Source organism: Pantoea sp. SGAir0175 (assembly GCF_043547855.1).
The window spans coordinates 269,422-292,665 of the sequence record NZ_CP028081.1 but is presented as its reverse complement, the minus strand read 5'-3'; the positions used below and the strand labels follow the sequence as shown (position 1 = coordinate 292,665).

The window sequence follows — 23,244 nt, the reverse complement described above, 5'->3', positions numbered from 1 at the left end:
TCCCCGAGCGGCGCGAAGCCTCGCGCCGCTATTCCCCTTCCCGCTCCCTTAACGCCGGAACGTCACCGCTTCGCTAGCACCGAGATAAATTTCACTGCTTGCCGGCTGTGTGGCCGCCACCAGCACGCCCTTACGCAGCGAATAGCGCACCGGCACCTGACGGCGCAGCGCATCGAACCCGTTATCAGCAGGCAAAATAATCAGGCTGGCCGCGTTGCCTACCTGCACGCCATAATCCGCCAGCTGCATGGTTTTGGCACTGTTGTGCGTGATGAGTTGCAGACCGCTGTCGATCTGCTCATAGCCCATCAGCTGACAGACGTGCAGCCCCATGTGCAGCACCTGCAGCATGCTGGCGGTGCCGAGCGGATACCAGGGATCGAACACATCATCATGGCCGAAGCAGACGTTGATACCCGCCTCCAGCAGCTCTTTCACCCGCGTCACGCCGCGCCGTTTCGGGTAGCTGTCAAAGCGTCCCTGCAGATGAATATTCACCAGCGGATTGGCGACAAAGTTAATCTGCGACAGCTTCAGCAGGCGGAACAGCCGTGAGGTATAGGCGTTATTGTACGAATGCATCGCCGTGGTGTGGCTGGCGGTGACGCGGACGCCCATGCCTTCGCGGTGCGCCAGCGCCGCCACGGTCTCGACAAAGCGCGACTGCTCATCATCAATCTCGTCACAGTGCACGTCCACCAGCCGGTCATAGCGCTGCGCCAGCGCAAACGCCTTGTGCAGTGATTCGACGCCATATTCGCGGGTAAATTCATAATGCGGGATCGCGCCCACGACGTCGGCACCGAGGCGCAGCGCCTCTTCCAGCAGCGCTTCGCCGTTGGGATAAGAAAGAATACCTTCCTGCGGAAAGGCCACGATCTGGATATCGATCCACGGCGCCATCTCCGCTTTCACCTCCAGCATCGCGGTTAAGGCGGTCAGCGTGGGATCGGACACATCCACGTGGGTACGCACGTGCTGAATGCCGTTGGCAATTTGCCACTTCAGCGTCTGCCGCGCGCGCTGCTTCACATCCTCATGGCTGAGCAGTGCCTTGCGTTCAGCCCAGCGCTCAATGCCTTCAAACAGCGTGCCGGACTGATTCCACGCCGGTTCGCCAGCGGTTTGCGTGGTGTCGAGATGAATATGCGGCTCGATAAACGGCGCGCTCGCCAGGCCACCGGCGGCATCCAGCGCATCCGGCTGGGCGGCCGCGTGCGGCGGCTGCGGAATAATGGCGCTGATGTTGCCGTGGCGAATTTCGATCTGCCATAAACCCGGTTGGCCTGCCAGGCGCAGGTTGTTTATCCACTTAAACGCTTGCTGGGTCATATCCTTCTCCGCTGAAAACGCAACATCTTAAGCTAGCACGAAAAACGGCCGCGCCGCTGGCAACTTTTCTGCCGCCATTGGGTAATTTTCAACCAAATAAAAGACTTAGATAAAAACGCGTAAAATCAGCAACATACCTCTAAATGGGTATATAAAGCCGCAGTTGATGTACGTCAATAAGCGCCAGAAACAGCGCGCTAAGGTAGGCGCAGATCCCGCAAATTTTGAGGCAAGCATGAGCAAGCACAGTGTCGTTATTATTGGCAACGGCATGGTTGGCCACCGCTTTATCGAAGAACTGATCGACAAAGCCGTCCCTGAGCAGTTCGCGATAACCGTTTTCTGTGAAGAGCCCCGCGTCGCCTATGACCGCGTCCATCTCTCCGCCTATTTTTCCCACCACACCGCCGAAGAACTCTCACTGGTGCGCGAAGGCTACTACGAAAAGCATCAGGTCAATCTGCTGCTCGGCGAGCGCGCCATTACCCTCAACCGTGAGGAAAAGCTGATTCACTCCAACACCGGTCGTGCGGTGCATTACGACACGCTGATCCTGGCCACCGGTTCTTATCCGTGGATCCCGCCGATCGCCGGCGCGGAGGGCAGCGACTGCTTTGTCTATCGCACCATCGAAGATCTCAACGCGATAGAAGCCTGCGCGCGCCGCAGCAAACGCGGTGCGGTGATTGGCGGCGGTCTGCTCGGACTGGAAGCGGCGGGCGCGCTGAAAAATCTCGGCATTGAAACGCACGTGGTTGAGTTTGCACCGGTGCTGATGGCGGAACAGCTGGATACACAGGGCGGCGAACAGCTGCGGCGTAAGATCGAACAGATGGGCGTGCAGGTCCATACCGGCAAAAATACCCGGCAGATTGTGCATCACGCTAAAGGCGGTAAAACGCTGGAGTTTGCCGATGGCAGCGCGCTCGACGTCGACTTCATCGTGTTCTCCACCGGCATTCGTCCGCAGGATAAGCTGGCGCAACAATGCGGCCTGGCGCTCGGCCAGCGCGGTGGCGTTGCCATCAACGATCGCTGCCAGACCAGCGATGCGGCGATCTACGCGATTGGGGAATGCGCCGCCTGGCAGGATCGGATTTACGGTCTGGTGGCGCCAGGCTACAAAATGGCGCAGGTCGCCAGCGATGCGCTGGTTGGGCGTGACAGCGTCTTTGCCGGTGCCGATATGAGCGCCAAACTCAAGCTGCTGGGCGTGGACGTCGGCGGCATTGGCGATGCGCATGGCCGCACGCCGGGCGCGCGCAGTTACATCTGGCTCGATGAACAGCAGCACGTGTATAAGCGCCTGATCGTCAGCGAAGACAACAAAACTCTGCTCGGCGCGGTGCTGGTGGGCGACACCAGCGACTACGGCAATCTGCTGCAGCTGGCGCTCAATCGCATCGCCTTACCGGAAAACCCGGCGCTGCTGATTCTGCCGGCGGGCAGCGGCGAAAAACCGGCGCTGGGCGTCGATTCGCTGCCGGACAGCGCGCAAATCTGCTCCTGCTTTGACGTCAGCAAAGGCGATATCGTTAACGCGGTGCAGGCGGGCTGCCACACCGTGGCGGCGCTGAAAGCCGAAACCCGCGCCGGTACCGGCTGCGGCGGCTGTATTCCGTTGATTACGCAGGTGCTGAACGCTGAGCTGAGCCGTCAGGGCATCGAAGTCAATCATCACCTGTGCGAGCATTTCGCCTATTCGCGCCAGGAGCTGTATCACCTGATCCGCGTGGAGGAGATCAAGTCGTTTGACGCGCTGCTGGCGAAGTATGGCCAGGGTTACGGCTGTGAAGTGTGTAAACCGACCGTCGGATCGCTGCTGGCCTCCTGCTGGAACGAATACATCCGCAAGCCGCAGCACACGCCGCTGCAGGACAGCAACGATCTCTATCTCGGCAACATCCAGAAAGATGGCACCTACTCGGTGATTCCGCGCACCGCCGGCGGTGAAATCACGCCGCAGGGGCTGATGACGCTGGGCGAAGTGGCGCGGCAGTACAACCTTTACACCAAAATCACCGGCTCACAGCGCATCGGCCTGTTTGGTGCGCAGCGCGACGATCTGCCGGCGATCTGGTCACAGCTGATTGCCGCCGGCTTTGAAACCGGACAGGCTTATGCCAAAGCGCTGCGCATGGCGAAAACCTGCGTCGGCAGCAGCTGGTGCCGCTATGGCGTTGGCGACAGCCTCGGCTTCGGCATTGAGCTGGAAAACCGCTACAAAGGCATCCGCACGCCGCACAAGATGAAGTTTGGCGTCTCTGGCTGTACCCGTGAATGCGCCGAAGCGCAGGGCAAAGATGTCGGCGTCATCGCCACCGAAAAAGGCTGGAACCTGTACGTGTGCGGCAACGGCGGCATGAAACCGCGCCACGCCGATCTGCTGGCGGCTGACCTCGATCGCGACACGCTGCTGCAGTATCTCGACCGCTTCATGATGTTTTACATCCGCACCGGCGACCGTCTGCAGCGCACTTCGCTGTGGCTGGAGAGCATGGACGGCGGCATCGACTATCTGCGCAGCGTGATTATCGACGACCGGCTCGGCCTTAACGCGCAGCTGGAGCAGGAGCTGACGCGTCTGCGCGCTGACGTCCGCTGTGAATGGACCGCCACGGTTAACGACCCGCAGCAGCAGGCGCACTTCGCCACGTTTATTAACAGCCCGCAGCGCGACCCGCTGGTGCAGCACGTCAGTGAACGCGAGCAGCATCGCCCGGCGCGTCCGGCGGAGCGCATCGCTATTACCCTGATCGAGGAGGCTGACGCATGAGCCAGTGGTACACCGTGTGTGAACTCACACAAATCCTGCCCGCTACCGGCGTGTGCGCGCTGGTTAACGGCCAGCAGATCGCCATCTTTCGCCCGCGCGACGATGCGCAGCTGTACGCTCTGAGCAACATCGACCCGTTTGCTGAGGCCAGCGTGTTATCGCGCGGCCTGATCGCCGAACACCAGCACACGCTGTGGGTCGCCAGCCCACTGAAAAAACAGCGTTTTCGCCTGAGTGATGGCGTTTGTCTGGAAGATGAAAGCCGCTCGGTGGCGAGCTATGCGGTGCGCGTCAGCAACGGCCAGGTCGAAGTCTGCGCCTGACAGAATTCCTTCACTTTATGAGACGTCACTATGTTTTCTGACACCCTGAACACCTGCGCCGCCAATGCGGCGCGCATTGTACGCACCGCGCAGCACAGCCCGCTGGCCTTCTGGATTGGATCGGCGATGGCCGGCGCTTATGTTGGCCTGGCGATCATCCTGATCTTCACCCTCGGCAACCTGGCGGACCCGGCGTATCGTCCACTGCTGATGGGCGCCACCTTTGGTATTGCCCTGACGCTGGTGATCATCGCCGGTTCCGAGCTGTTTACCGGTCATACCATGTTCCTCACCGTGGGCGTCAAAGCCGGCACCATCAGCCACGGTCAGATGTGGTGTGTGCTGCCGCAAACCTGGCTGGGTAACCTGATCGGCTCAGTGTTTGTCGCCCTGCTCTACTACTACGCCGCTGGTGCGCTGCTGCCGAACGCCGGTTCGCTGATCCACAGCGTGGCGCTGGCGAAAACCACGCAGACGGCGATGGCGCTGTTCTTTAAAGGCGCGCTGTGCAACTGGCTGGTGTGTCTGGCAATCTGGATGGCGGTGCGCAGCGAAGGTGCCGCGAAGTTCATCGCTATCTGGTGGTGCCTGCTGGCGTTTATCGCCTCCGGTTACGAGCACTCCATCGCCAACATGACGGTATTTGCGCTGTCGTGGTTTGGCCAGCACAGCGCCGACCTGACGCTGCGCGGCATCGGTCACAACCTGCTGTGGGTGACGCTCGGCAATATGTTCTCCGGCATGGTGCTGATGGGTCTCGGCTACTGGTATGCCACGCCGCAGGCGCAGCGCCCGCAGACGCAAGCCCAGGCTTCGCCGCTGAAATCGGTATAATCCCTTCCACAGCCCGCACCGTGCGGGCTTTTTTTCAGGATTCGCTATGGATTACTTTCCGCTGTTTTGTCGGCTGCAAGGCAGGCGTTGTTTACTGGTTGGCGCAGGCGACGTGGCTGAACGCAAAGCGCGTTTGCTGCTGGAGGCCGGCGCAGAGCTGTACGTCGGCGCGCGGGATTTTTCCCCGGCATTTCAGCTGTGGGCTCAACAGGGAAAAGTGACGTTACTGCACGGCGCATTTACCGATGACTGGCTGGATGAATGCTGGCTGGCGATTGCGGCCACCAACGATGATGCCGTCAATCAGCAGGTGGCTGACGCCGCCGAACAGCGCCGCCTCTTCTGTAACCTGGTGGATGCGCCGCAGCAGGCCAGCGCCATTATGCCGTCGATCGTCGACCGCTCACCGCTGATGATCGCCGTCTCTTCCGGTGGCCGCGCGCCGGTGCTGGCGCGTCTGCTGCGCGAGAAGCTGGAGGCGATGCTGCCCCAGCATCTCGGCGAACTGGCTGCGCTGGCGGGCTCACTGCGCGAGCGCGTGAAGCAGCATTTTAGCGCCATGGCGCCACGCCGCGCCTTCTGGGAGCGCTTCTTTGCCAGCGATCGGCTGGCCCAGACGCTGGCCAACGGCGATCGGGCACGCGCTGCCGCACAGGTCGATGCCTTGTTTGCGGCGCCGCTGACGCAGCAGGGCGAAGTGGTGCTGGTCGGCGCCGGGCCGGGCGATGCCGGTCTGCTGACGCTGAAAGGGTTGCAGGCTATCCAGCAGGCTGATGTGGTGGTGTATGACCGGCTGGTGTCGGAGCCGATTCTTAACCTGGTGCGGCGCGATGCCGAACGCCTCTTCGTGGGTAAGCAGGCGGGCCATCACTGCGTGCCGCAGGAACAAATCAACCAGCTGCTGCTGGAGCAGGCGCAGCGCGGCAAACGTGTGGTGCGCCTTAAAGGCGGCGATCCCTTTATTTTTGGCCGCGGCGGCGAAGAGCTGGAGGTGCTGGCGCAGCATAACATCCCGTTCAGCGTGGTGCCGGGCATCACCGCCGCCTCCGGCTGTGCCGCCTACAGCGGTATTCCCCTCACCCACCGCGACCATGCTCAGAGCGTGCGCTTCGTCACCGGCCATCTGCAGCAGCACGGCGAAATGGAGTGGGGCAAACTGGCGGCGGAGCAGCAGACGCTGGTGTTTTATATGGGCCTCAGCCAGGCGGCCGACATTCAGCAGCAGCTGTTACGGCACGGGATGGACGCAGCGATGCCGGTGGCTATCGTGCAGCACGGCACCACGCCGCAGCAGCGCGTCGCCTGCGCCACGCTGCAGGAGCTGGCAACGCTGGCACAGCAGTTTGCCAGTCCGGCGTTGATCATTGTGGGCCGCGTGGTCAGCCTGCGCACGCAGCTGCGCTGGTTCTGATGCGGTAAAATACTGTACAGCGCTGCGCTTTGCCGCCAGACTGAGCAGCCAAATCAATCACAAGGAGTTTCCATGCGCATTATTTCTCTGGCCGCGGCGCTGCTGATGCCGCTGAGCGCGGCGGTGAGTGCCGCCCCGGTAACGTGGTCATCGGTCACGGGCGAATGGCAGGTGGTTGCCGTGACGCCGAAAAAGGAGAACGGCCAGATTTACATCAAAAACGATCCGCAGTTTATGGGCGCGCGCGTGGCGTTTAAACCAATGCGATTAGCTGGACGCGCGGTACTGCCGAACGCGGCATCAATCCGGCGACCGACAATTGCCAGGGAAAACCGCGCCTGAGCGCCGCCAGCGGGGCCGGACAGGATCGTGATTTCAGCTTTCGCTATGGCTTCAACGTGCACTGTGGCAATCAGGCGTGGGGACCGGCACCGGGCGCGGTACTGAGCGTGCTGGCCGACGGCAATGCGCGGCTATTCTGGGATGGCGCAGAGCTGACGCTGCATCGGGTGAAGTAAAGCCTGCGGGGCGCGTAGTGCTGCGCCCCGGCAAACCGGCTTATGGCTGCGCCACGAAGCCTACGGCGTCATACACTTTCTTCAGCGTTTCCTGGGCATGCGCACGGGCTTTCGCTGCGCCATCGCGCATCACCTGGTTGAGGAACGCTTCGTCATTGCGGAAACGATGATAGCGCTCCTGCAGCTCAGTCAGCATCTCAGACACAGCATCTGCCACCGCGCCTTTCAGGTGACCATACATTTTGCCTTCGAACTCCTGCTCCAGCTGCGCAATCGACTTACCGGTCACGCCTGACAGGATATCCAGCAGGTTAGACACGCCCGCTTTCTCTTTGATGTCGTAACGCACCACCGGCGGCTCTTCCGAGTCGGTCACTGCGCGCTTGATCTTCTTTACCACCGATTTGGTGTCTTCCAGCAGACCAATCACGTTGTTGCGGTTGTCATCGGATTTCGACATCTTCTTCGTCGGCTCCAGCAGCGACATCACGCGCGCGCCGGACTTCGGAATAAACGGCTCAGGAATTTTAAACACGTCGCCGTACAGCGCATTGAAGCGCGCGGCGATATCGCGGCTCAGCTCAAGGTGCTGCTTCTGATCTTCGCCGACCGGTACCTGGTTAGTCTGATACAGCAGAATATCGGCCGCCATCAGCACCGGATAATCGAACAGGCCGGCGTTGATGTTCTCTTCGTAACGTGCCGATTTGTCCTTGAACTGCGTCATGCGGCTCAGTTCGCCGAAGTAGGCGTAGCAGTTCAGTACCCAGCTCAGCTGGGCGTGCTCCGGTACGTGCGACTGCACGAAGATGGTGCTTTTTTCCGGATCGATACCGCAGGCAAGGTACAGCGCCAGCGTATCCAGCGTGGCTTTGCGCAGCGCGGCCGGGTCCTGACGAACGGTGATGGCGTGCAGATCGACGATGCAGTAAATGCAGTGGAAATCATCCTGCATCTGCACCCACTGACGCAGCGCACCCATGTAGTTGCCAATGGTCAGTTCACCGGAAGGCTGGGCGCCGCTGAAAACGATGGGTTTGCTCATGTTATGTCCTGATAATCACAGCCCGAGAACGGGCAAAAGTTCGCTAAAAGTATCGAGAGTTAAATCGGGCTGGCTGGTGGCAATCGGCTCACCGTAGTTGTAGCCGAAGGTCATCGCAACGTTTGGCACGCCCGCCGCCTGGGCAGCGAGAATATCATTGCGCGAATCACCGACAAACAGCAATTGTCCTGGAAGCACGCCGAAACGGCCGAGAACGAGGAAAATCGCCGCCGGATGTGGTTTTTTCACCACTACATCGTCGCCGCCGATGATCAGAGAAAAGTAGTCGGCAATGCCGAGCGACTGCAGCAGCGGAGCAACAAACGGTGTGGGTTTGTTGGTGACGATGGCCAGCGGCAGACCGCTGGCATGCAGCGCAGCCAGCGTCTCCTGCACCTGTGGAAACAGCGTACTGCCGGCTTCCACCGTTGCGGCGTAATGTTTGTCGAACAGCGCACGCGCGTCGCGCTGCTCGTCGGCCTGCGGCTCACGGCCCAGCGCCCAGCTGAGCGCCCGCGCCATCATGATGTCCGCACCGTTGCCAATCCAGGTCGAGACGCGCTCAACGCCCGCGGGCGGCAGCTGCAAATCGGCCAGCGCCAGATCGATCGCCTGTGCCAGGCCTGGCGCGCTGTGCACCAGCGTGCCATCGAGATCGAACGCCAGCGCGCGGATATCAGTGAAATGAGCCATTAACTTTCTCCAGTTCGCTGCGCATCTCATCGATCACCTTCTTGTAATCCGGATGACCGAAGATCGCCGAGCCGGCAACAAACATATCAGCCCCGGCCGCCGCGATCTGACCGATGTTATCGATCTTCACGCCGCCATCCACTTCCAGACGGATTTGGTAACCGCTCTGGTCAATGCGACGACGCGCTTCGCGCAGTTTATCCAGCGTGCCCGGAATAAAGGACTGGCCGCCGAAGCCTGGGTTGACCGACATCAGCAGAATGATGTCGAGCTTATCCATCACGTAATCGAGATAGCTGAGCGGCGTTGCCGGATTGAACACCAGACCGGCTTTACAGCCGTGCTCTTTGATCAGCTGCAGCGTACGGTCAACGTGCTCGCTGGCTTCGGGATGGAAAGTAATGAAGCTGGCACCCGCTTTGGCGAATTCCGGGATCAGCGCATCGACCGGCTTGACCATCAGATGCACATCGATGGGCGCGGTGATGCCGTAATCGCGCAGCGCTTTCAGCACCATTGGCCCCATGGTCAGATTGGGAACATAGTGGTTATCCATCACATCGAAATGCACCACGTCGCCACCGGCTTCCAGCGCTTTAGCGGTATCTTCGCCCAGGCGGGCAAAATCAGCGGCAAGGATTGATGGGGCCAGTAAAAATTGTTTCATCCGAATCTCCCAATTTTGTGCGCCAGCCGGAGCTGGCGTGATGCGTTGGTCGCGGACGAAACAGGCTAGCGGAAAAGCGCCAGCAGTTCGTCAACCTGAGTGCGACCACTTATGCTTCGGCTGATGGAACGCCGGGCTTTAACTACATGTAAATCCGCATGCTGATACCACTCGCGCGTCAGCAGGGTATCGTGGTTTGAAATCAGTACCGGGATGCGGCTCTCCTGCGCCAGCTTACTGGCCAGTTCCGCCAGATGCTGCTGCTCGCGCAGACTAAAGCTGTTGGTGTGGTAAGCGGTAAAATTAGCCGTCGCCGACAGCGGCGCGTACGGCGGATCGCAATAAACCACTGAGCCTGCAGGGGCGTTGCCCAGAGTAACATCGTACGATTCACAGACAAAGGTGGCTTTTTGCGCGCGCTCGGCGAACCATAACAGTTCGGCTTCCGGGAAGTACGGCTTACGATAGCGACCAAAGGGCACATTAAATTCACCGCGCAGATTGTAACGGCACAGGCCGTTGTAACCGTGGCGGTTGAGATAAAGAAACAGCACGGCGCGCTGATAGGTATCCGTGCTGGCGTTGAACGCCGTACGCTGGGCGTAATAGGTTTCCGCCGTATTGCCGCTGGCGCTGAACAGCTGGCGCGCGTCTTCAATAAACGAGGCGGTGCGCGTTTTGACGATATTGTAGAGATTGATCAGATCACCGTTGATGTCCGCCAGGTGATAACGGTCATAATCGGTGTTGAGGAATACGGAACCGGCGCCGACAAAAGGTTCGATTAAACAATCACCTTGTGGCAGATGACGACGGATATCGTCAAGCAGCGGGTATTTCCCTCCGGCCCATTTCAGGAAAGCGCGATTTTTCTTCATGCTGTCGTGGCTATTACATCTTAATTATTGGCTGTGGCGAAACCGACAGCAGATCTGCGCTTAGAACGGGGCCGCAGCAGCGCGGCCCCACATCACTTACTGGCTCTCTTTCTTCACCTGGCTGAGCGGTTTAACCCACGGGTTCGCCGCACGCACTTCCGCCGGCAGTGAAGCTACCGCACGTTTGGCTTCGGCCGGTGTGGCATAAGCGCCGCTCACCAGCACGTACCACGGCTGGCCGTTACGCGTGGTTTTATACACGTGATAACCGCTCAGATTCTGTTTCTTCGCCCAGGCGTTCAGGCTAGCTTCTTTCGACGCACCGCTCAGCTGCAGCGTGTAGTTGCCGCCCGATGGCAGCGACTTGCTGGCACCGCCACTGCTGGCCGGTGCGCTGTTGTGCGCGGTGGTGGTGTGCGTTTTGTTCTCTTTCACTGCGGCCGGTTTGCTGGCAGCCGGGGTTTTGTGGCTGCTACTGCTGGCACCGAGGCTGCGCGGTGGCGTCTCAGCGCGTACCGCCGGCGGCGTGACCGCTTTGCCAGCGCTGCCGCCGACCGTTGCCGGTGCGGTAGGCAGCGAACTGTTGCCCTGTGCGCCCTGCGCCGCGGCATCAACGGAACCCTGCTGATTGTTCAGCGCGGTATTGAGATCGCCCGGCAGCGTTACGCGCTGCTGGTTGGCCGGTGTGTCAACCGGTGCTGCCTGAGTCGGCGTGGAGGAGACAGACGGCATGGAGATTGACTGACCGTCACTGCCGGCAGGTGCGGCGTTACCGGCGGTATTCTGCGGCGCACTGCCCTCAGCCGACGGCGTGGCATTCTGCTGGCCGCTCATGGCGGTTGAACCTGACAGGTCGATATTCTTTTCACTGCCGCCGCCAGCCGGTGCCGCGTTACCGGTGCTGGCGCTGTTGCTGGCCGGTTTCTTCTCGTCCGGGCCGGTCAGCGCGGAGCCAATGCCCAGCACCAGAATCAGCAGCACCAGAATGCCGATGCCCATCATCATATGCTGACGGGAAACCGGTACTTTCGCTTTCGGCGCAGAAGACGATTTGCGAGGCCGCGTGGGACGGCGGTCACTGGCGTCAGGTTTTAACTCGTCTTCCGGTTTGAACTCATCCATTTAGCCTCCTCCGTAAAACGGCACGCTTCCCACGTGCCGCATCACTGCTCACTGTTCCCCCGCCGGACAGCAGCCCGACGTAGTCCGGGGATAATCAAGATACTTTGCAATCGTTAATCGCAGCCAGCACCATATCATGCGCCACGCCGCCACGCACTTCGGAGCGGCCAATAGCGAGAGGCAGCACCAGACGCAGCTCGCCGCCGAGCACTTTTTTATCGCGCATCATGTGCGGCAGATAGGCTTCTGCTGTCATGCTGGCCGGGCCGTTAACCGGCAGGCCAGCACGCTGCAGCAGCGCAATAATGCGGTCAGTATCGGCAGCGCTGAACTGACCCAGACGCTCAGCAGTGCGCGCCGCCATTACCATGCCCGCCGCAACCGCTTCACCGTGCAACCAGTTGCCGTAACCCATATGCGCTTCGATCGCATGACCAAAAGTATGACCGAGATTGAGCAGCGCACGCAGGCCGGTTTCACGCTCGTCGGCCGCCACCACGTCGGCTTTCAGCTCGCAGCAGCGGCGAATGCAGTAAGCCATGGCAGTGTTATCCAGCGCCAGCAGCGCATCAAGATTCTGCTCCAGCCACTGGAAAAATTCACCGTCGAGAATGATGCCGTATTTGATCACTTCCGCCAGACCGGAGGCCAGCTCGCGCGGCGGCAGCGTGGTAAGGCAGTCGGTATCCACGATCACCGAAGCCGGCTGGTAGAAAGCACCGATCATGTTTTTACCGAGGGGATGGTTCACCGCAGTTTTGCCCCCAACCGAGGAGTCAACCTGCGACAGCAAGGTGGTCGGCACCTGAATAAAGCGTACGCCGCGCTGGTAGCTGGCAGCAGCAAAGCCGGTCAGATCGCCAATCACGCCACCGCCCAGCGCAATCAGCGTGGTGTCACGGCCGTGCGGCTTCTGCAGTAGCGCGGTGAAAACCTCGTCCATCACCGCCAGCGTTTTGTACTGCTCACCGTCGGGCAGAATCACCTGATCCACTTTCACCCCGGCGTTGCTCAGCAGCGTCGCGAGTTTGTCCAGATAGATCGGTGCCAGCGTCTGATTCGTCACCAGCATGGCATTGTCGCCGGCTTTCAGCGGCCAAAAAGAAGCCGGATCGTTAAACAGTCCGGCAGCGATGGTGATGGGGTAACTGCGATCCCCCAGTGAGACAGTGATCTTCTCCATGATGACCGATACCTATTGCTGAGCCCTCAGGGTGCTGGATTAATTTTTTTCCAGCATGTTGATGATCTGATTGGCGACAACTTTTGCACTTTGATCGTCAGTGCGAATGGTGACGTCAGCGATCTCTTCATAAAGCGGATTACGTTCGCCAGCCAGCGCTTCCAGTACTTCGCGCGGCGGTTCGTCAACCTGCAGCAGCGGACGCTTTTTATCACGCTGAGTGCGGGCAAGTTGCTTTTCGATGGTGGTTTCGAGGTAGACGACCACACCGCGGGCGGAGAGACGATTACGGGTTTCACGGGATTTGACGGAGCCGCCACCGGTCGCCAGGACAATGCCCTGTTTCTCGGTCAGCTCGTTGATGATTTTCTCTTCACGATCGCGAAAACCGGCTTCGCCTTCCACATCAAATACCCAGCCTACATCCGCTCCGGTACGTCGCTCAATTTCCTGATCGGAATCGAAAAATTCCATATTGAGTTGCTGAGCTAACTGACGACCAATAGTGCTTTTGCCGGCACCCATCGGCCCAACCAGAAAGATATTGCGTTTCTCTGCCATTTTGTCGGTATTACTAAGAATTCGTTGATGATACCCCGCGTTCAGCACATTGCTGGCGGGACAGGAACTGAGACCTCATGAGCGTTAGCAAGAGTCAGACGGAAAATTATCTCAACACTCATGGCCGTTTGGCAACCGAATAAATTGCCCCCGGCGACCTTCAAACAGGACCGGTCTGTGGTTCGCGAGACGGTAACGCTCTTCCTTTTTTGCCATCCTTGTGCGCGCTACAGGTGCGCTGGCTGGGCCTGTCGCTCCCGACAGCTTACCTGCGTAAACTGTGGAATTGGTGCCGTTGCTGACGTCCTGTACCACCCAAAATTCGGGCATATTTCTTTCGATGCCAGTATCGCTTGTCACTGACACCCGCCGGAAGGTTATCCTGCCGCGTTCCGTTACACCGTTTTAAAATCGCTAAACCTTGTATGCTAATTCCTGCCCTGCGTCAACGCAGTTGGTCATATGGAGCGAATTTTCCGCTTTATCCGGCGGTAAGCGCTGCTTCCCTGACCAGTCGCGGCGTGATGAAGATCACCAGCTCACGTTTTTTGCGCTCGTCGGTCTGCTGACGAAACAGACTGCCGAGCAGCGGCACCTCGCCCAGCCACGGCACGCGCTTTTCGCCCTGGGTGCGCTGCTGCTGGAAAATACCGCCCAGCGCCAGCGTTTCACCGTCGCGCAGCGTCACCTGAGTGGCAATTTCCTGCTTATCAATGCTCAGCACCTGACTTTCCCCCATCGTCAGGCTGCGACCCGGCATGTTCTGGCTCAGCCGCAGCGTGAGCTGAATGCGCCCGTTGCCCAATACTACTGGCGTCACCTCCATGCCCAGCACCGCCTCTTTGAACTCAATCGCCGTCGCACCGCTGTTACCGGATTTCACCTCGTAGGGAATTTCGGTGCCCTGCTTGATGGTGGCGGTCTGCTGGTGTGAGGTAAACAGCCGCGGGCTGGCGATGATTTCGATCTGGTTCTCCTGCTCCAGCGCGCTCAGCTCCAGGTTAAGCAGTTCGCCACTCATCGGTCCGAGCGTGATGCCGGCGCGTATCGCCGGATTGCTCACCGTCAGCGGCACCAGCAGCTGCGGATTGCGCAGCGCCCCGGTGACGACATCGCCGGGTGCGGTGCTCCAGCTGACGCCGAGCTCGCGCAGATGCTCTTCATTGATGGTGACAATGTGCGCTGACAGCTCCACCTGCTCCAGCGGCAGATCCAGCGCCTGCAGCCAGCGCTCGGTATCGCGCAGCGCCTGCGCGCTGTCCCGCAGCAACAGGCTGTTGGTACGGCTATCCACCGTCACGCTGCCGCGCGGCGTCATCAGCGAGCGTTCCGCCTGCAGGCTGCGGTAGACATCGCTGGCGCTGGCGTAGTGCAGCGTGACGGTGCGCTGCTCAAGCGGCACCTGCAGCTGCTTCTCTTCACGCTCCGCCTGTGCCTGCTGTGCCTGTCGCTGCTGCCAGCTCTCCGGATAGACCAGCAGCACACCCTCCTCCTGGATCACCGTGAGTTTCGCCAGCCGCGTGACCAGCGCCAGTGCGCGCTCCCAGCCGACGTTATCGAGTCGCAGCGACAGCCGCCCCTCCACGCCCGGCGCGATCAGCAGGTTGGTTTGCTGATAGTCAGCCAGCGCCTGCAGAATGCGCTCGACCGGCGCATCATCAAATACCAGGCTCAGGGGCTGATCAGCGGCGTGCAGCGGACTGCTCAGCGCCAGCCACAGCAGCAGCATCATCCTTTTCATAAAATCCTCCTTTTATTACCCATGTGATGTGCTGCGGCGGACAGCTCTGCGTGACGCTCAGTACCAGCGTATGTGCACTGAGCTGGGTCACCTGCCACGGTGCCACCGGAAAAGCAGCCGGTGCGCTCAGCCGCTGACGTTTGCCCTGCGGTGAAACCAGCCAGGCCACAAAGTGCGGCGCGCGACCAATGGTGCCCTGTAAGCGCCAGCCCTGCGGTACGGCAGCGGGTGCCTGACAACGGCTGGCAGCCAGCGGCTGGAACGGATCGCGCGCCAGCGCCCAGCTGCTGCACAGCAGTAACACCAGTGCGCTACTCCGCATCGTCACTCTCCAGCCAGAACTCGCTGTGTAACACGCCCTGCTCCGCCTGCAGCTGAAAACGCTGTGGCACCGCTAACGCCGTAGCAGCCAGCCCGCTGAACAGCGGCAGAAACTGCGGCCAGCTCAGGCGCAGCGCCAGCTGCTGTGGCTGGCTGTCCGGATGCCAGGCCTCGAGCTGATTGCCGCGCGCTGCCACCAGTTGCTCTAACGATACGGACGCCGCCGTTGCCGCTGGCTGCAGCGTTGCGATCTCCGCCTGGAGCTGTTCGATGGCCGGTCGCTCGTCCAGCTGCTGTTGACGTTGCTGGTGCTGCTGCGCCAGTTGTGACAGCTGCTGTTGCAGCGTGCTGAACTGCTGCTGCTGCGGACGCAGCAGCAGTAGCCACGCCAGCCCGAATAGCAGCAGCGCCAGCAGTTGCAGGCTGGCTATTCGCCACGTCAGTGCCAGCTGCAGCCAGCGCTGGATGAGTTCATTCATTGGTCGCCTCCTGCAGCCGGGCACGCAGCGCGAAGCGGTAATCCCCCTGCGCCTGACGCTGTACGCTGCCCTGCTTCACCGCCGCAAATAGCGGTTGCGTCTGCAGCTGCTGGCGGAACGCGCTGACATCAGCCAGGCTCTGCGCCAGACCGTCCAGCACCAGTAGCCCCTGTCGCCGCTCCACGCGACTCAGCCACAGCGTCTCCGGCATCAGCGCGGGCAGTTGCTGCCAGAACTGCTGCCAGCGTTGATGCTGCTGCAGCCGCTGTTGCTGCGCCTGCTGCCTGCGTAACAGATCATCCCGCTGCGCCATCAGCGTTTGCTGTTGCGCCAGCCGTTGCTGGATCTGCTGGAGCTGCATGGTCATATCGGCCTGCTGCCGGGCTGCCTGCTGGAGCCGCTGTTCAGCGCGCCACCACAGCAGCAGCGTGAGTAACAGCGTTACCAGCAGCACGACAACCAGCAACGCCACGCTGTGCTGGCGGCGTAGCAGCAACTGCTGTGCCCGCCACGGGAGCAAATTGACCGCCAGCATCAGTAATCCTCCGGACGTAGCGCCAGGCCTAGCGCAATCGCCAGCGCGCCCGCCTCTGCCGGTAGCGGCGGTTGCAGATAGTGCAACAGCGCCAGTGGTTTGCAGCGCTGCACTTCCGCCTCCGGCAACGCCTGCGGTGAGGTGCAGAACACCGTTTGTGCCTGGGGAAAGGTGTCACGCAGATGGGCGAGCGTCAGGGGTTCGGTTGCCGCGCCGCAGGCGCTATTTTCGCCGGCCAGCGTCCACAGCCAGTGGTCGCAGAGCGGATGGATCAGCAGCTGATGCGGGCGCAGCGGAACGCGCATAGCGATCTGCGTCAGCGCCAGACTGCTCAGCTCAAACACGTCGGGGCGCAGTCCGGCCTGCTGCAGCGGCGCCAGCCACTGGGCGATGACGTCGCGGCGCGCGGCGGTGACGTGCAGCTGGCTGGCGCTGCCGCCCAGCCGGTAATCCAGCGACAGCGAGGCGGCTTCGACCGGGAACAGGCGTGATGCGGACGCGTTAACGTAGCGGCTGAGCGCCGGCTCGCGCAGTGAGGTTTGCGGCAACGGCAGCGTACGCTGCAGCACCAGCTGCGGCGGCAGGCCAACGCGCAGTGAGTAGCGCCTGGGTAAATGACGTTGCCAGCGCACCAACATCTCCTGTAACACTGGCGAGGTTTGCAACACGCCGTTGCGTAACGTATCGTGCGGCAGCGGCTGCTGCCACCAGTGTCGCAGCTGCCATCCGTGACGGCGTCGTTCAATGCCAAGGGCGCAGAGTTGCCCGTTCTGGATGTCCAGTCCAATTTGCCAGCGCTGAAAAGCCATGCGCGCGATCTCCTTATCGTTACAGGGAAAAGGATGATTACCCGCATTGCATGAAGATTGACGGGTATATCAAAGCGTCAGGCTTGCCTTTATACTACCGCGCGATTGTTTATAAACTGCCCAAACGCCAACAGATGGGAATTCTCAGGTGAAGTTCGTAAAGTATTTATTGATCCTTGCAGTGTGTTGCATTTTGCTGGGAGCCGGCACGGTTTATGGTTTGTACAAATACATAGAGCCGCAGCTGCCTGATGTGAACACATTGAAAGATGTGCGCCTGCAAACCCCGATGCAGGTTTACAGCGCGGATGGCGAGCTGATCGCCCAGTATGGTGAAAAGCGCCGTATCCCGCTCACCCTGCAACAGATGCCGCCTGAGCTAATCAAAGCGTTTATCGCCACCGAAGACAGCCGCTTTTATGAGCATCACGGCGTCGATCCGGTGGGGATTTTCCGCGCCGCCAGCATCGCGCTGGTCTCCGGCCACGCCTCGCAGGGCGCCAGTACCATTACGCAGCAGCTGGCGCGTAACTTCTTCCTCAGCCCTGAACGCACGCTGATGCGTAAAATCAAGGAAGCCTTCCTGGCGATTCGCATCGAGCAGTTGCTGAGTAAGGATGAAATCCTTGAGCTGTATCTGAATAAAATCTATCTCGGCTATCGCGCTTACGGCGTCGGTGCGGCGGCGCAGGTGTACTTCGGTAAACCGGTCGATCAGCTGTCGCTGAGTGAGATGGCGATGATCGCCGGCCTGCCGAAAGCGCCGTCGACCTTTAACCCGCTCTATTCACACGCCCGTGCGCTGGCGCGCCGTAATGTGGTGCTGGCTCGCATGCTGGATCAGAACTACATCACGCAGCAGCAGTATAACGACGCGCGCAACACGCCGCTGACCGCCAGCTATCACGGCCCGGAAATTGCCTTCTCTGCACCGTATCTCACCGAGTTAGTGCGTCAGGAGATGGTGAAACGCTACGGCGACAGCGCCTATGACGATGGCTACAAGGTGTATACCACCGTGACCCGCCATCTGCAGGAAGCCGCACAGCAGGCGGTACGTAACAACGTGATGGCGTACGATATGCGTCACGGCTATCGCGGTCCGACCAACGTGCTGTGGAAAGTGGGTGAAGCCAGCTGGGATCACACCCGCATCGTCAATACGCTGAAAAATCTGCCGGTCTACGGTCCGCTGAATGCCGCCGTGGTCACCAGCGCCAGCGCCGACGAAGCCACCGCCATGCTGAAAGATGGCAGCAGCGTTTCGCTGACTTTAGCCGGCGTGCGCTGGGCGCGTCCGTATAAATCCGACACCCTGCAGGGCCCGACGCCGCGCAGCGTCACTCAGGTGCTGCAGGCTGGCCAGCAGATTTGGGTACGCAAAGTCGGGGATGCATGGTGGCTGGGACAGGTGCCGCTGGTGAACTCGGCGCTGGTGTCGCTCAATCCGGAAGATGGTGCGGTACGCGCGCTGGTGGGTGGTTTTGACTTCAACCAGAGTATGTTCAACCGCGCTACCCAGGCGCTGCGTCAGGTCGGCTCGAACATCAAGCCGTTCCTGTATACCGCCGCCATGGACCGCGGCCTGACGCTGGCCTCCATCCTCAACGACGTGCCGATTTCACGCTGGGATGCCGGTGCCGGCGCAGACTGGCGACCAAAGAACTCGCCGCCGACCTATGCGGGTCCGATTCGTTTACGCCAGGGGCTGGGTGAGTCGAAAAACGTGGTGATGGTGCGCGCGATGCGTGCTATGGGCGTTGATTACGCCGCTGAGTATCTGCAGCGCTTTGGCTTCCCGGCGCAGAACATTATCCATACTGAGTCGCTGGCACTGGGCGCCGCATCCTTCACGCCAATGCAGGTGGCTCGCGGCTATGCGGTGATGGCCAACGGCGGCTTCCTGGTCGATCCTTACTTCATCGCGAAGATCGAGAACGAACAGGGCGGCGTGATTTTCCAGGCGCAGCCGAAGATCGCCTGCCCGCAGTGCAATCTGCCGGTGATCTATGGCGACACCAAAAAGTCGGTGGCGCTGAATGAAGAGAGCGTGGAAAACGTTGCCACCTCGAATCAGCAGCAGAATCAGACCGTGCCGCAGCCCGAGCTGGAGCAGGTACCGGCGCAGCCGCAGCCGGCCGGCGATCAGCAGTATGCGCCGCACGTGATCAACACGCCGCTGGCGTTCCTGATTAAGAGCGCGCTGAACTCCAACATCTTCGGTGAACCGGGCTGGATGGGAACCGGCTGGCGTGCCGGCCGCGATCTGAAGCGTAACGATATCGGCGGCAAAACCGGTACCACCAACAGTTCCAAAGATGCCTGGTTCTCCGGTTATGGTCCGGGCGTGGTGACGTCGGTGTGGATTGGCTTTGATGATTCGCGCGCGCTGGGTCGCACCACGGTATCGGGTGCGATTCCGGATCAGATCTCCGGCTACGAAGGCGGCGCGAAGAGTGCGCAGCCGGCATGGGATGATTACATGAAAGTGGCGCTGGATGGTGTGCCGGTGCAGCCGCTGACACCGCCGGACGGCGTGGTGACGGTGACCATTGACCGCAGCACCGGCAAGCTGGCCAACGGTGGCGGCAACACCCGTCAGGAGTACTTCATCAACGGCACCCAGCCGACCGAATATTCGGTGCATGATGTGGGCACCACTATTATGGACAACGGTGAAAGCCACGAACTGTTTTGATCAAAAAAGCCGGGGGAAATCCCCGGCTTTTTGTTTTTACCCCGTGCGACTTTCCGCGCCTTTTATTGCGCCGCCAGGTGTCCTCAATAACTCAACCGCCCCTGCTTCACCAGCCACTCACGCACCATGAACAGCGCGCTGACGTTACGCGCCTCGCGAAAATCCGGCTCTTCCAGCAGCGCCAGCAGATTGCTGAGCGGCCAGCGGCGTACAATCAGCGGCTCCGGCTCATCCCCTTCCAGCTTCTCTTCGTACAACCCTTCAGCTACCACGATATTCATCTTGCTGGAGAAATAGGACGGCGCCATGGTGAGTTTGCCCAGCGCGTCCAGCTGGTGCGCGCCAAAGCCCACTTCTTCTTTCAGCTCACGGTTGGCGGCTTCAAAAACGCTTTCACCAGGGTCGATTAAGCCTTTCGGGAAGCCCAGCTCATAGGTTTCCAGTCCGACGGCGTACTCCTGGATCAGGATCACGTCATCGCCAATGATCGGCACAATCATCACCGCTTCACGATCGGAGGGCTTCATGCGCTCATAGACGCGACGCGCACCGTTGCTGAAGGCGAGATCAACCGCTTCGATGGTAAACAGGCGGGAGCGGGCCACCGCTTCCACGTTGAGGATGTCAGGTTTTTTCAGGGGAGTGGTCATATCAGCCTCAAACTAAGCACAGCCTTGTGAAACGCGATGACGTCAGCATACCGAAGCCCGCGGCATTGTGCGACACGCAGCACGGGTCAATCATGGTGACATACATTTGCCCGCTGCCGCTAACAACTTCTTGTTATCTGCACAGTAAGATTTTCACAATAAGTCAACGGGGTAGCAGCAAATTCGGATAATACCGATGTTTAATTGAGGGACTTGTGAGTACCATCCCGTTAAGGAATAATCTAACAAATTTATAATACAATGATTTTGCGCGGTATTTTGTTTCATTTGCCTCTTGTCAGAATGACTTCTGCTCGCCAAAATTGACTCGTATTGCAGGTTTTACCGGGAGCACATCGTAAACGTGACGGCAGTTTTTTGGCTGGATTGAGCAAAGCATGAGCACTCTTATCGTCATTCTGGCTGTCATGCTGGCCTGTTCGTTAGTGGCCGGAATCGGCTACTGGTACGCTATGCGGCATCGTCCGCCGTTGGCGAAACCACTGCCGTTTATCAGTCCGCCCTGCCGTAAACTCACCGATGAAGAACGCGCTGCCGTTGAGAAGTATATTGCGTCGCTGGGTAAAGCACGTCAGCACAGCGGCGGGCGATCGACCCGATCGTCACGGGAACCCGAAGCGCTGGCGCTGACCGCACAGAGCAATAATGTTTATCCCGTTACCCGCTCCATCACCCGTTACGGCCTCTCCACTGACGATCCCCACAAATGGCGCTACTACCTGGATGAAGTCGAGGTGCATCTGCCGCCGCTGTGGGAGCAGTACATCGCTGAAGAAAACTACGTCGAGCTGATCCGTACCCAGCCCCTGCCGCTGGTGATCTCGCTCAACGGCCACTCGCTGGTGAACTATGCGGTAGAACAACCGGCGCTACCGCCGCTGGTGCGGCCGATGTCGACCAACGCTTCGATTCGTAAAGAGGAGAGCGAAAACGTCGAGCTGCTGCAGGTGCGCAAAGAGTCGCCGGAAGAGTATCAGCTGTCGCGCGCCGACGGCACGCGTGAAGCGAGCGCCATTTGCTGCGCCTTCCTGCTGTTTTTCCTCAGCCTGGTACTGCCCGGCAGCCTGATGCTGTGGATTGCGCTGCCCGCCGGCGCGATCGTCGCTGTCAGCCTGTGGTTTATGTATCGATTCCCCGGTGAAAAAGGGCTGCGCGATGTGCACTGTCTGCGCGGCGCACCGAAGCGCTGGGGCCTGTTTGGCGAATCCAATCAGGAGCAGAGCAACATCTCGCTCGGCATCATCGACTTAATCTATCCGGCACACTGGCAGCCTTATGTGGCGCACGACCTGGGCCAGGTGACAGATGTGGATATCTACCTGAATCGTCAGGTGGTACGCCAGGGGCGCTTCCTGTCGCTGCAGGATGAAGTCCGCAACTTCCCGGTACAGCGCTGGCGTAAAAACCTGGTGCTGGCGTGCGGTTCGCTGCTGGTGCTGGTGATGCTGGTGAGCTGGATTCCACTCAGCATGCCGATCAAACTCAGCCTCGCCTGGTTAAAAGGCACCGAAAGTGTGGAAGTGAACAGCGTCGATAAACTCACTGCCCTGCCGCTGCACATTGGCGATAGCCTGAAAGTGAGCGGCACCGGCATGTGCTCGGTTCCGGGCAATTACCAGAGCAACCGCAGCTACGGCTACATGCCGTTCGACTGCTCGGCGATTTACTGGAACAACGCTGCGCCGCTGCCGCTGCCGCAGTCCGACATCATCGACAAAGCCGCCGCGCTGCTGGAGACCACCACGCAGCAGCTGCATCCGGAAACCAACACCGACCCGAAACTTAACCCGCAGCTGGCGTCGGCGATTCAGAAATCAGGCATGATTCTGCTGGATGATTTCTCCGATCTGGTGCTGAAAACCCAGCAGCTGTGCAGCCAGCAGCAGGACTGCGTGCGCCTGAAAAATGCGCTGGTCAACCTCGGTAACGCCAAAGACTGGGATACGCTGATTCACCGTGCTGATTCCGGCAAGCTCAACGGCATGAACGTGCTGCTGCGCCCGGTTAGCGCCGAAGCGCTGGAGAATCTGGTGAATACCGCCACCTCGACCTTCTTCTCGCGGGAGACGCGTCGCGCGGCGGAAACCCTTAACAGCCCGCCGCCGGGCGGATTCCTGATCATTAGCGATGAAGGCCGGCAGATGGTGAACCAGCCGCAGCCGTCGGTGGCGCTGTTCGATCTCGACGCCCCTTCACAGTGGCACGAACTGCAGCGCCTGTCCGGCATGCTGCTGCACACGCCGTTTGCCGCCAGCGGTATCATTACCAGCATTACCACCGATGCCAACGGCACGCGCCACATCGCCCTGCACAACGAGCCCGACGCCATGGCGCAGTGGCGCTATCTGGGCACCGCGCTGCTGATGCTGGTGCTGATTGTCAGCGCCGTCAGCAACGGCCTGCTGGCGCTGCGCCGCATCCACCGCAACCGCCTGCGTATGGCGCAGATTCAGCAGTATTACGACAAGTGCTTTAACCACAACCTCAGCACTATGCAGAGCGTGCGCTCGCTGTTCTGACCCTCCGCCTTCTGTGCTACCCTGTCGCCCTGTTTTTCAGGGCGGAAAACAAAATGCCGATTACGCTTAAGGGATTGGCGATGGATCGGCAGCCCGCAACGGCACCTCGCCCTTGATTTATCACGTTG

At 60.2% G+C, this 23,244-nt stretch carries 21 protein-coding genes; 7 read left to right on the top strand and 14 right to left on the bottom strand.

Features of this window, described 5'->3' with window-relative positions; all coding sequences use genetic code 11:
* Positions 1–48: 48 nt before the first annotated feature.
* Positions 49–1,332, bottom strand: coding sequence for a cytosine deaminase (locus tag C1N56_RS01270; RefSeq protein ID WP_394517031.1), 1,284 nt, complete (start codon positions 1,330–1,332; stop codon positions 49–51).
* A 235-nt stretch (positions 1,333–1,567) separates the two neighbouring features.
* On the opposite strand from C1N56_RS01270, the gene nirB reads away from it, so the two are divergent.
* The 5 genes from nirB to C1N56_RS01245 all read left to right on the top strand — a co-directional run bounded on the left by nirB (position 1,568) and on the right by C1N56_RS01245 (position 7,018).
* Positions 1,568–4,108 carry a nitrite reductase large subunit NirB gene (nirB, locus tag C1N56_RS01265; protein WP_394517030.1) on the top strand — a complete coding sequence of 847 codons (2,541 nt, stop codon included), beginning with the start codon at positions 1,568–1,570 and terminating at the stop codon, positions 4,106–4,108.
* The gene (gene nirD, locus C1N56_RS01260; protein ID WP_021507431.1) at positions 4,105–4,431 is read left to right on the top strand and encodes a nitrite reductase small subunit NirD; all 327 of its coding nucleotides are present in this window, start codon (positions 4,105–4,107) and stop codon (positions 4,429–4,431) included. The genes nirB and nirD overlap by 4 nt, the downstream gene beginning before the upstream one ends.
* Positions 4,432–4,461: 30 nt before the next feature.
* The gene (gene nirC / locus C1N56_RS01255; protein ID WP_021507430.1) at positions 4,462–5,265 is read left to right on the top strand and encodes a nitrite transporter NirC; all 804 of its coding nucleotides are present in this window, start codon (positions 4,462–4,464) and stop codon (positions 5,263–5,265) included.
* A 46-nt stretch (positions 5,266–5,311) separates the two neighbouring features.
* Positions 5,312–6,676, top strand: coding sequence for a siroheme synthase CysG (gene cysG / locus C1N56_RS01250; RefSeq protein ID WP_166711861.1), 1,365 nt, complete (start codon positions 5,312–5,314; stop codon positions 6,674–6,676).
* A gap of 72 nt (positions 6,677–6,748) precedes the next feature.
* Positions 6,749–7,018 carry a hypothetical protein gene (locus tag C1N56_RS01245; protein WP_394517029.1) on the top strand — a complete coding sequence of 90 codons (270 nt, stop codon included), beginning with the start codon at positions 6,749–6,751 and terminating at the stop codon, positions 7,016–7,018.
* A gap of 216 nt (positions 7,019–7,234) precedes the next feature.
* Here the strand turns inward: C1N56_RS01245 and trpS are convergent, their stop codons facing one another.
* From trpS to pilM, 12 genes are all read right to left on the bottom strand, one after another.
* Positions 7,235–8,239: a tryptophan--tRNA ligase gene (gene trpS, locus C1N56_RS01240; protein ID WP_058770971.1), complete on the bottom strand. Its 1,005-nt coding sequence runs from the start codon at positions 8,237–8,239 to the stop codon at positions 7,235–7,237.
* A 15-nt stretch (positions 8,240–8,254) separates the two neighbouring features.
* Positions 8,255–8,932, bottom strand: coding sequence for a phosphoglycolate phosphatase (locus C1N56_RS01235; protein WP_021507426.1), 678 nt, complete (start codon positions 8,930–8,932; stop codon positions 8,255–8,257).
* Positions 8,916–9,599 carry a ribulose-phosphate 3-epimerase gene (rpe, locus tag C1N56_RS01230; RefSeq protein WP_021507425.1) on the bottom strand — a complete coding sequence of 228 codons (684 nt, stop codon included), beginning with the start codon at positions 9,597–9,599 and terminating at the stop codon, positions 8,916–8,918. Before rpe ends, C1N56_RS01235 begins: the two co-directional genes overlap by 17 nt.
* A gap of 65 nt (positions 9,600–9,664) precedes the next feature.
* A complete protein-coding gene (dam, locus tag C1N56_RS01225) occupies positions 9,665–10,477 on the bottom strand; it encodes an adenine-specific DNA-methyltransferase (protein ID WP_021507424.1) in 813 nt (270 codons plus the stop codon).
* 96 nt (positions 10,478–10,573) lie between these two features.
* Positions 10,574–11,599 carry an SPOR domain-containing protein gene (locus C1N56_RS01220; protein WP_394517028.1) on the bottom strand — a complete coding sequence of 342 codons (1,026 nt, stop codon included), beginning with the start codon at positions 11,597–11,599 and terminating at the stop codon, positions 10,574–10,576.
* Positions 11,600–11,693: 94 nt separating this feature from the next.
* Entirely contained in the window at positions 11,694–12,782 is a 1,089-nt protein-coding gene (aroB, locus tag C1N56_RS01215) for a 3-dehydroquinate synthase (RefSeq protein WP_021507422.1), read from the bottom strand.
* A 39-nt stretch (positions 12,783–12,821) separates the two neighbouring features.
* Positions 12,822–13,343, bottom strand: coding sequence for a shikimate kinase AroK (aroK, locus tag C1N56_RS01210; RefSeq protein ID WP_010617392.1), 522 nt, complete (start codon positions 13,341–13,343; stop codon positions 12,822–12,824).
* Between the two features lie 481 nt (positions 13,344–13,824).
* Entirely contained in the window at positions 13,825–15,084 is a 1,260-nt protein-coding gene (gene hofQ / locus C1N56_RS01205) for a DNA uptake porin HofQ (protein ID WP_394517027.1), read from the bottom strand.
* Complete coding sequence (locus tag C1N56_RS01200; protein ID WP_394517026.1) at positions 15,026–15,406, bottom strand: HofP DNA utilization family protein; 381 nt, start codon at positions 15,404–15,406, stop codon at positions 15,026–15,028. Before C1N56_RS01200 ends, hofQ begins: the two co-directional genes overlap by 59 nt.
* Positions 15,396–15,884 carry a HofO family protein gene (locus tag C1N56_RS01195; protein WP_394517025.1) on the bottom strand — a complete coding sequence of 163 codons (489 nt, stop codon included), beginning with the start codon at positions 15,882–15,884 and terminating at the stop codon, positions 15,396–15,398. Before C1N56_RS01195 ends, C1N56_RS01200 begins: the two co-directional genes overlap by 11 nt.
* Positions 15,877–16,419: a PilN domain-containing protein gene (locus C1N56_RS01190; RefSeq protein ID WP_394517024.1), complete on the bottom strand. Its 543-nt coding sequence runs from the start codon at positions 16,417–16,419 to the stop codon at positions 15,877–15,879. The genes C1N56_RS01195 and C1N56_RS01190 overlap by 8 nt, the downstream gene beginning before the upstream one ends.
* A complete protein-coding gene (gene pilM / locus C1N56_RS01185; protein WP_275027591.1) occupies positions 16,419–17,228 on the bottom strand; it encodes a type IV pilus biogenesis protein PilM in 810 nt (269 codons plus the stop codon). The genes C1N56_RS01190 and pilM overlap by 1 nt, the downstream gene beginning before the upstream one ends.
* Before the next feature lie 148 nt (positions 17,229–17,376).
* On the opposite strand from pilM, the gene mrcA reads away from it, so the two are divergent.
* Positions 17,377–19,926 carry a peptidoglycan glycosyltransferase/peptidoglycan DD-transpeptidase MrcA gene (mrcA, locus tag C1N56_RS01180; RefSeq protein WP_031279687.1) on the top strand — a complete coding sequence of 850 codons (2,550 nt, stop codon included), beginning with the start codon at positions 17,377–17,379 and terminating at the stop codon, positions 19,924–19,926.
* A gap of 83 nt (positions 19,927–20,009) precedes the next feature.
* Here mrcA and nudE read toward each other — a convergent pair whose 3' ends face one another.
* A complete protein-coding gene (gene nudE, locus C1N56_RS01175) occupies positions 20,010–20,576 on the bottom strand; it encodes an ADP compounds hydrolase NudE (protein ID WP_058774993.1) in 567 nt (188 codons plus the stop codon).
* A 398-nt stretch (positions 20,577–20,974) separates the two neighbouring features.
* Here nudE and C1N56_RS01170 point away from each other — a divergent pair, with 398 nt between their 5' ends.
* Positions 20,975–23,116, top strand: coding sequence for an intracellular growth attenuator family protein (locus C1N56_RS01170; RefSeq protein ID WP_394517023.1), 2,142 nt, complete (start codon positions 20,975–20,977; stop codon positions 23,114–23,116).
* Positions 23,117–23,244 lie beyond the last annotated feature (128 nt).

What these genes read in the sequence shown, in the direction of transcription:
- C1N56_RS01245 (WP_394517029.1), top strand. Translation starts at nt 6,749, where the DNA reads ATGCGCATTATTTCTCTGGCCGCGGCGCTGCTGATGCCGCTGAGCGCG.
- C1N56_RS01190 (WP_394517024.1), bottom strand. Translation starts at nt 16,419, where the DNA reads ATGCTGGCGGTCAATTTGCTCCCGTGGCGGGCACAGCAGTTGCTGCTA.
- aroK (WP_010617392.1), bottom strand. Translation starts at nt 13,343, where the DNA reads ATGGCAGAGAAACGCAATATCTTTCTGGTTGGGCCGATGGGTGCCGGC.
- C1N56_RS01200 (WP_394517026.1), bottom strand. Translation starts at nt 15,406, where the DNA reads ATGCGGAGTAGCGCACTGGTGTTACTGCTGTGCAGCAGCTGGGCGCTG.
- C1N56_RS01270 (WP_394517031.1), bottom strand. Translation starts at nt 1,332, where the DNA reads ATGACCCAGCAAGCGTTTAAGTGGATAAACAACCTGCGCCTGGCAGGC.
- trpS (WP_058770971.1), bottom strand. Translation starts at nt 8,239, where the DNA reads ATGAGCAAACCCATCGTTTTCAGCGGCGCCCAGCCTTCCGGTGAACTG.
- C1N56_RS01195 (WP_394517025.1), bottom strand. Translation starts at nt 15,884, where the DNA reads ATGAATGAACTCATCCAGCGCTGGCTGCAGCTGGCACTGACGTGGCGA.
- C1N56_RS01220 (WP_394517028.1), bottom strand. Translation starts at nt 11,599, where the DNA reads ATGGATGAGTTCAAACCGGAAGACGAGTTAAAACCTGACGCCAGTGAC.
- nirD (WP_021507431.1), top strand. Translation starts at nt 4,105, where the DNA reads ATGAGCCAGTGGTACACCGTGTGTGAACTCACACAAATCCTGCCCGCT.
- C1N56_RS01235 (WP_021507426.1), bottom strand. Translation starts at nt 8,932, where the DNA reads ATGGCTCATTTCACTGATATCCGCGCGCTGGCGTTCGATCTCGATGGC.
- hofQ (WP_394517027.1), bottom strand. Translation starts at nt 15,084, where the DNA reads ATGAAAAGGATGATGCTGCTGCTGTGGCTGGCGCTGAGCAGTCCGCTG.
- cysG (WP_166711861.1), top strand. Translation starts at nt 5,312, where the DNA reads ATGGATTACTTTCCGCTGTTTTGTCGGCTGCAAGGCAGGCGTTGTTTA.
- dam (WP_021507424.1), bottom strand. Translation starts at nt 10,477, where the DNA reads ATGAAGAAAAATCGCGCTTTCCTGAAATGGGCCGGAGGGAAATACCCG.
- nirB (WP_394517030.1), top strand. Translation starts at nt 1,568, where the DNA reads ATGAGCAAGCACAGTGTCGTTATTATTGGCAACGGCATGGTTGGCCAC.
- pilM (WP_275027591.1), bottom strand. Translation starts at nt 17,228, where the DNA reads ATGGCTTTTCAGCGCTGGCAAATTGGACTGGACATCCAGAACGGGCAA.
- aroB (WP_021507422.1), bottom strand. Translation starts at nt 12,782, where the DNA reads ATGGAGAAGATCACTGTCTCACTGGGGGATCGCAGTTACCCCATCACC.
- nirC (WP_021507430.1), top strand. Translation starts at nt 4,462, where the DNA reads ATGTTTTCTGACACCCTGAACACCTGCGCCGCCAATGCGGCGCGCATT.
- nudE (WP_058774993.1), bottom strand. Translation starts at nt 20,576, where the DNA reads ATGACCACTCCCCTGAAAAAACCTGACATCCTCAACGTGGAAGCGGTG.
- C1N56_RS01170 (WP_394517023.1), top strand. Translation starts at nt 20,975, where the DNA reads ATGAGCACTCTTATCGTCATTCTGGCTGTCATGCTGGCCTGTTCGTTA.
- rpe (WP_021507425.1), bottom strand. Translation starts at nt 9,599, where the DNA reads ATGAAACAATTTTTACTGGCCCCATCAATCCTTGCCGCTGATTTTGCC.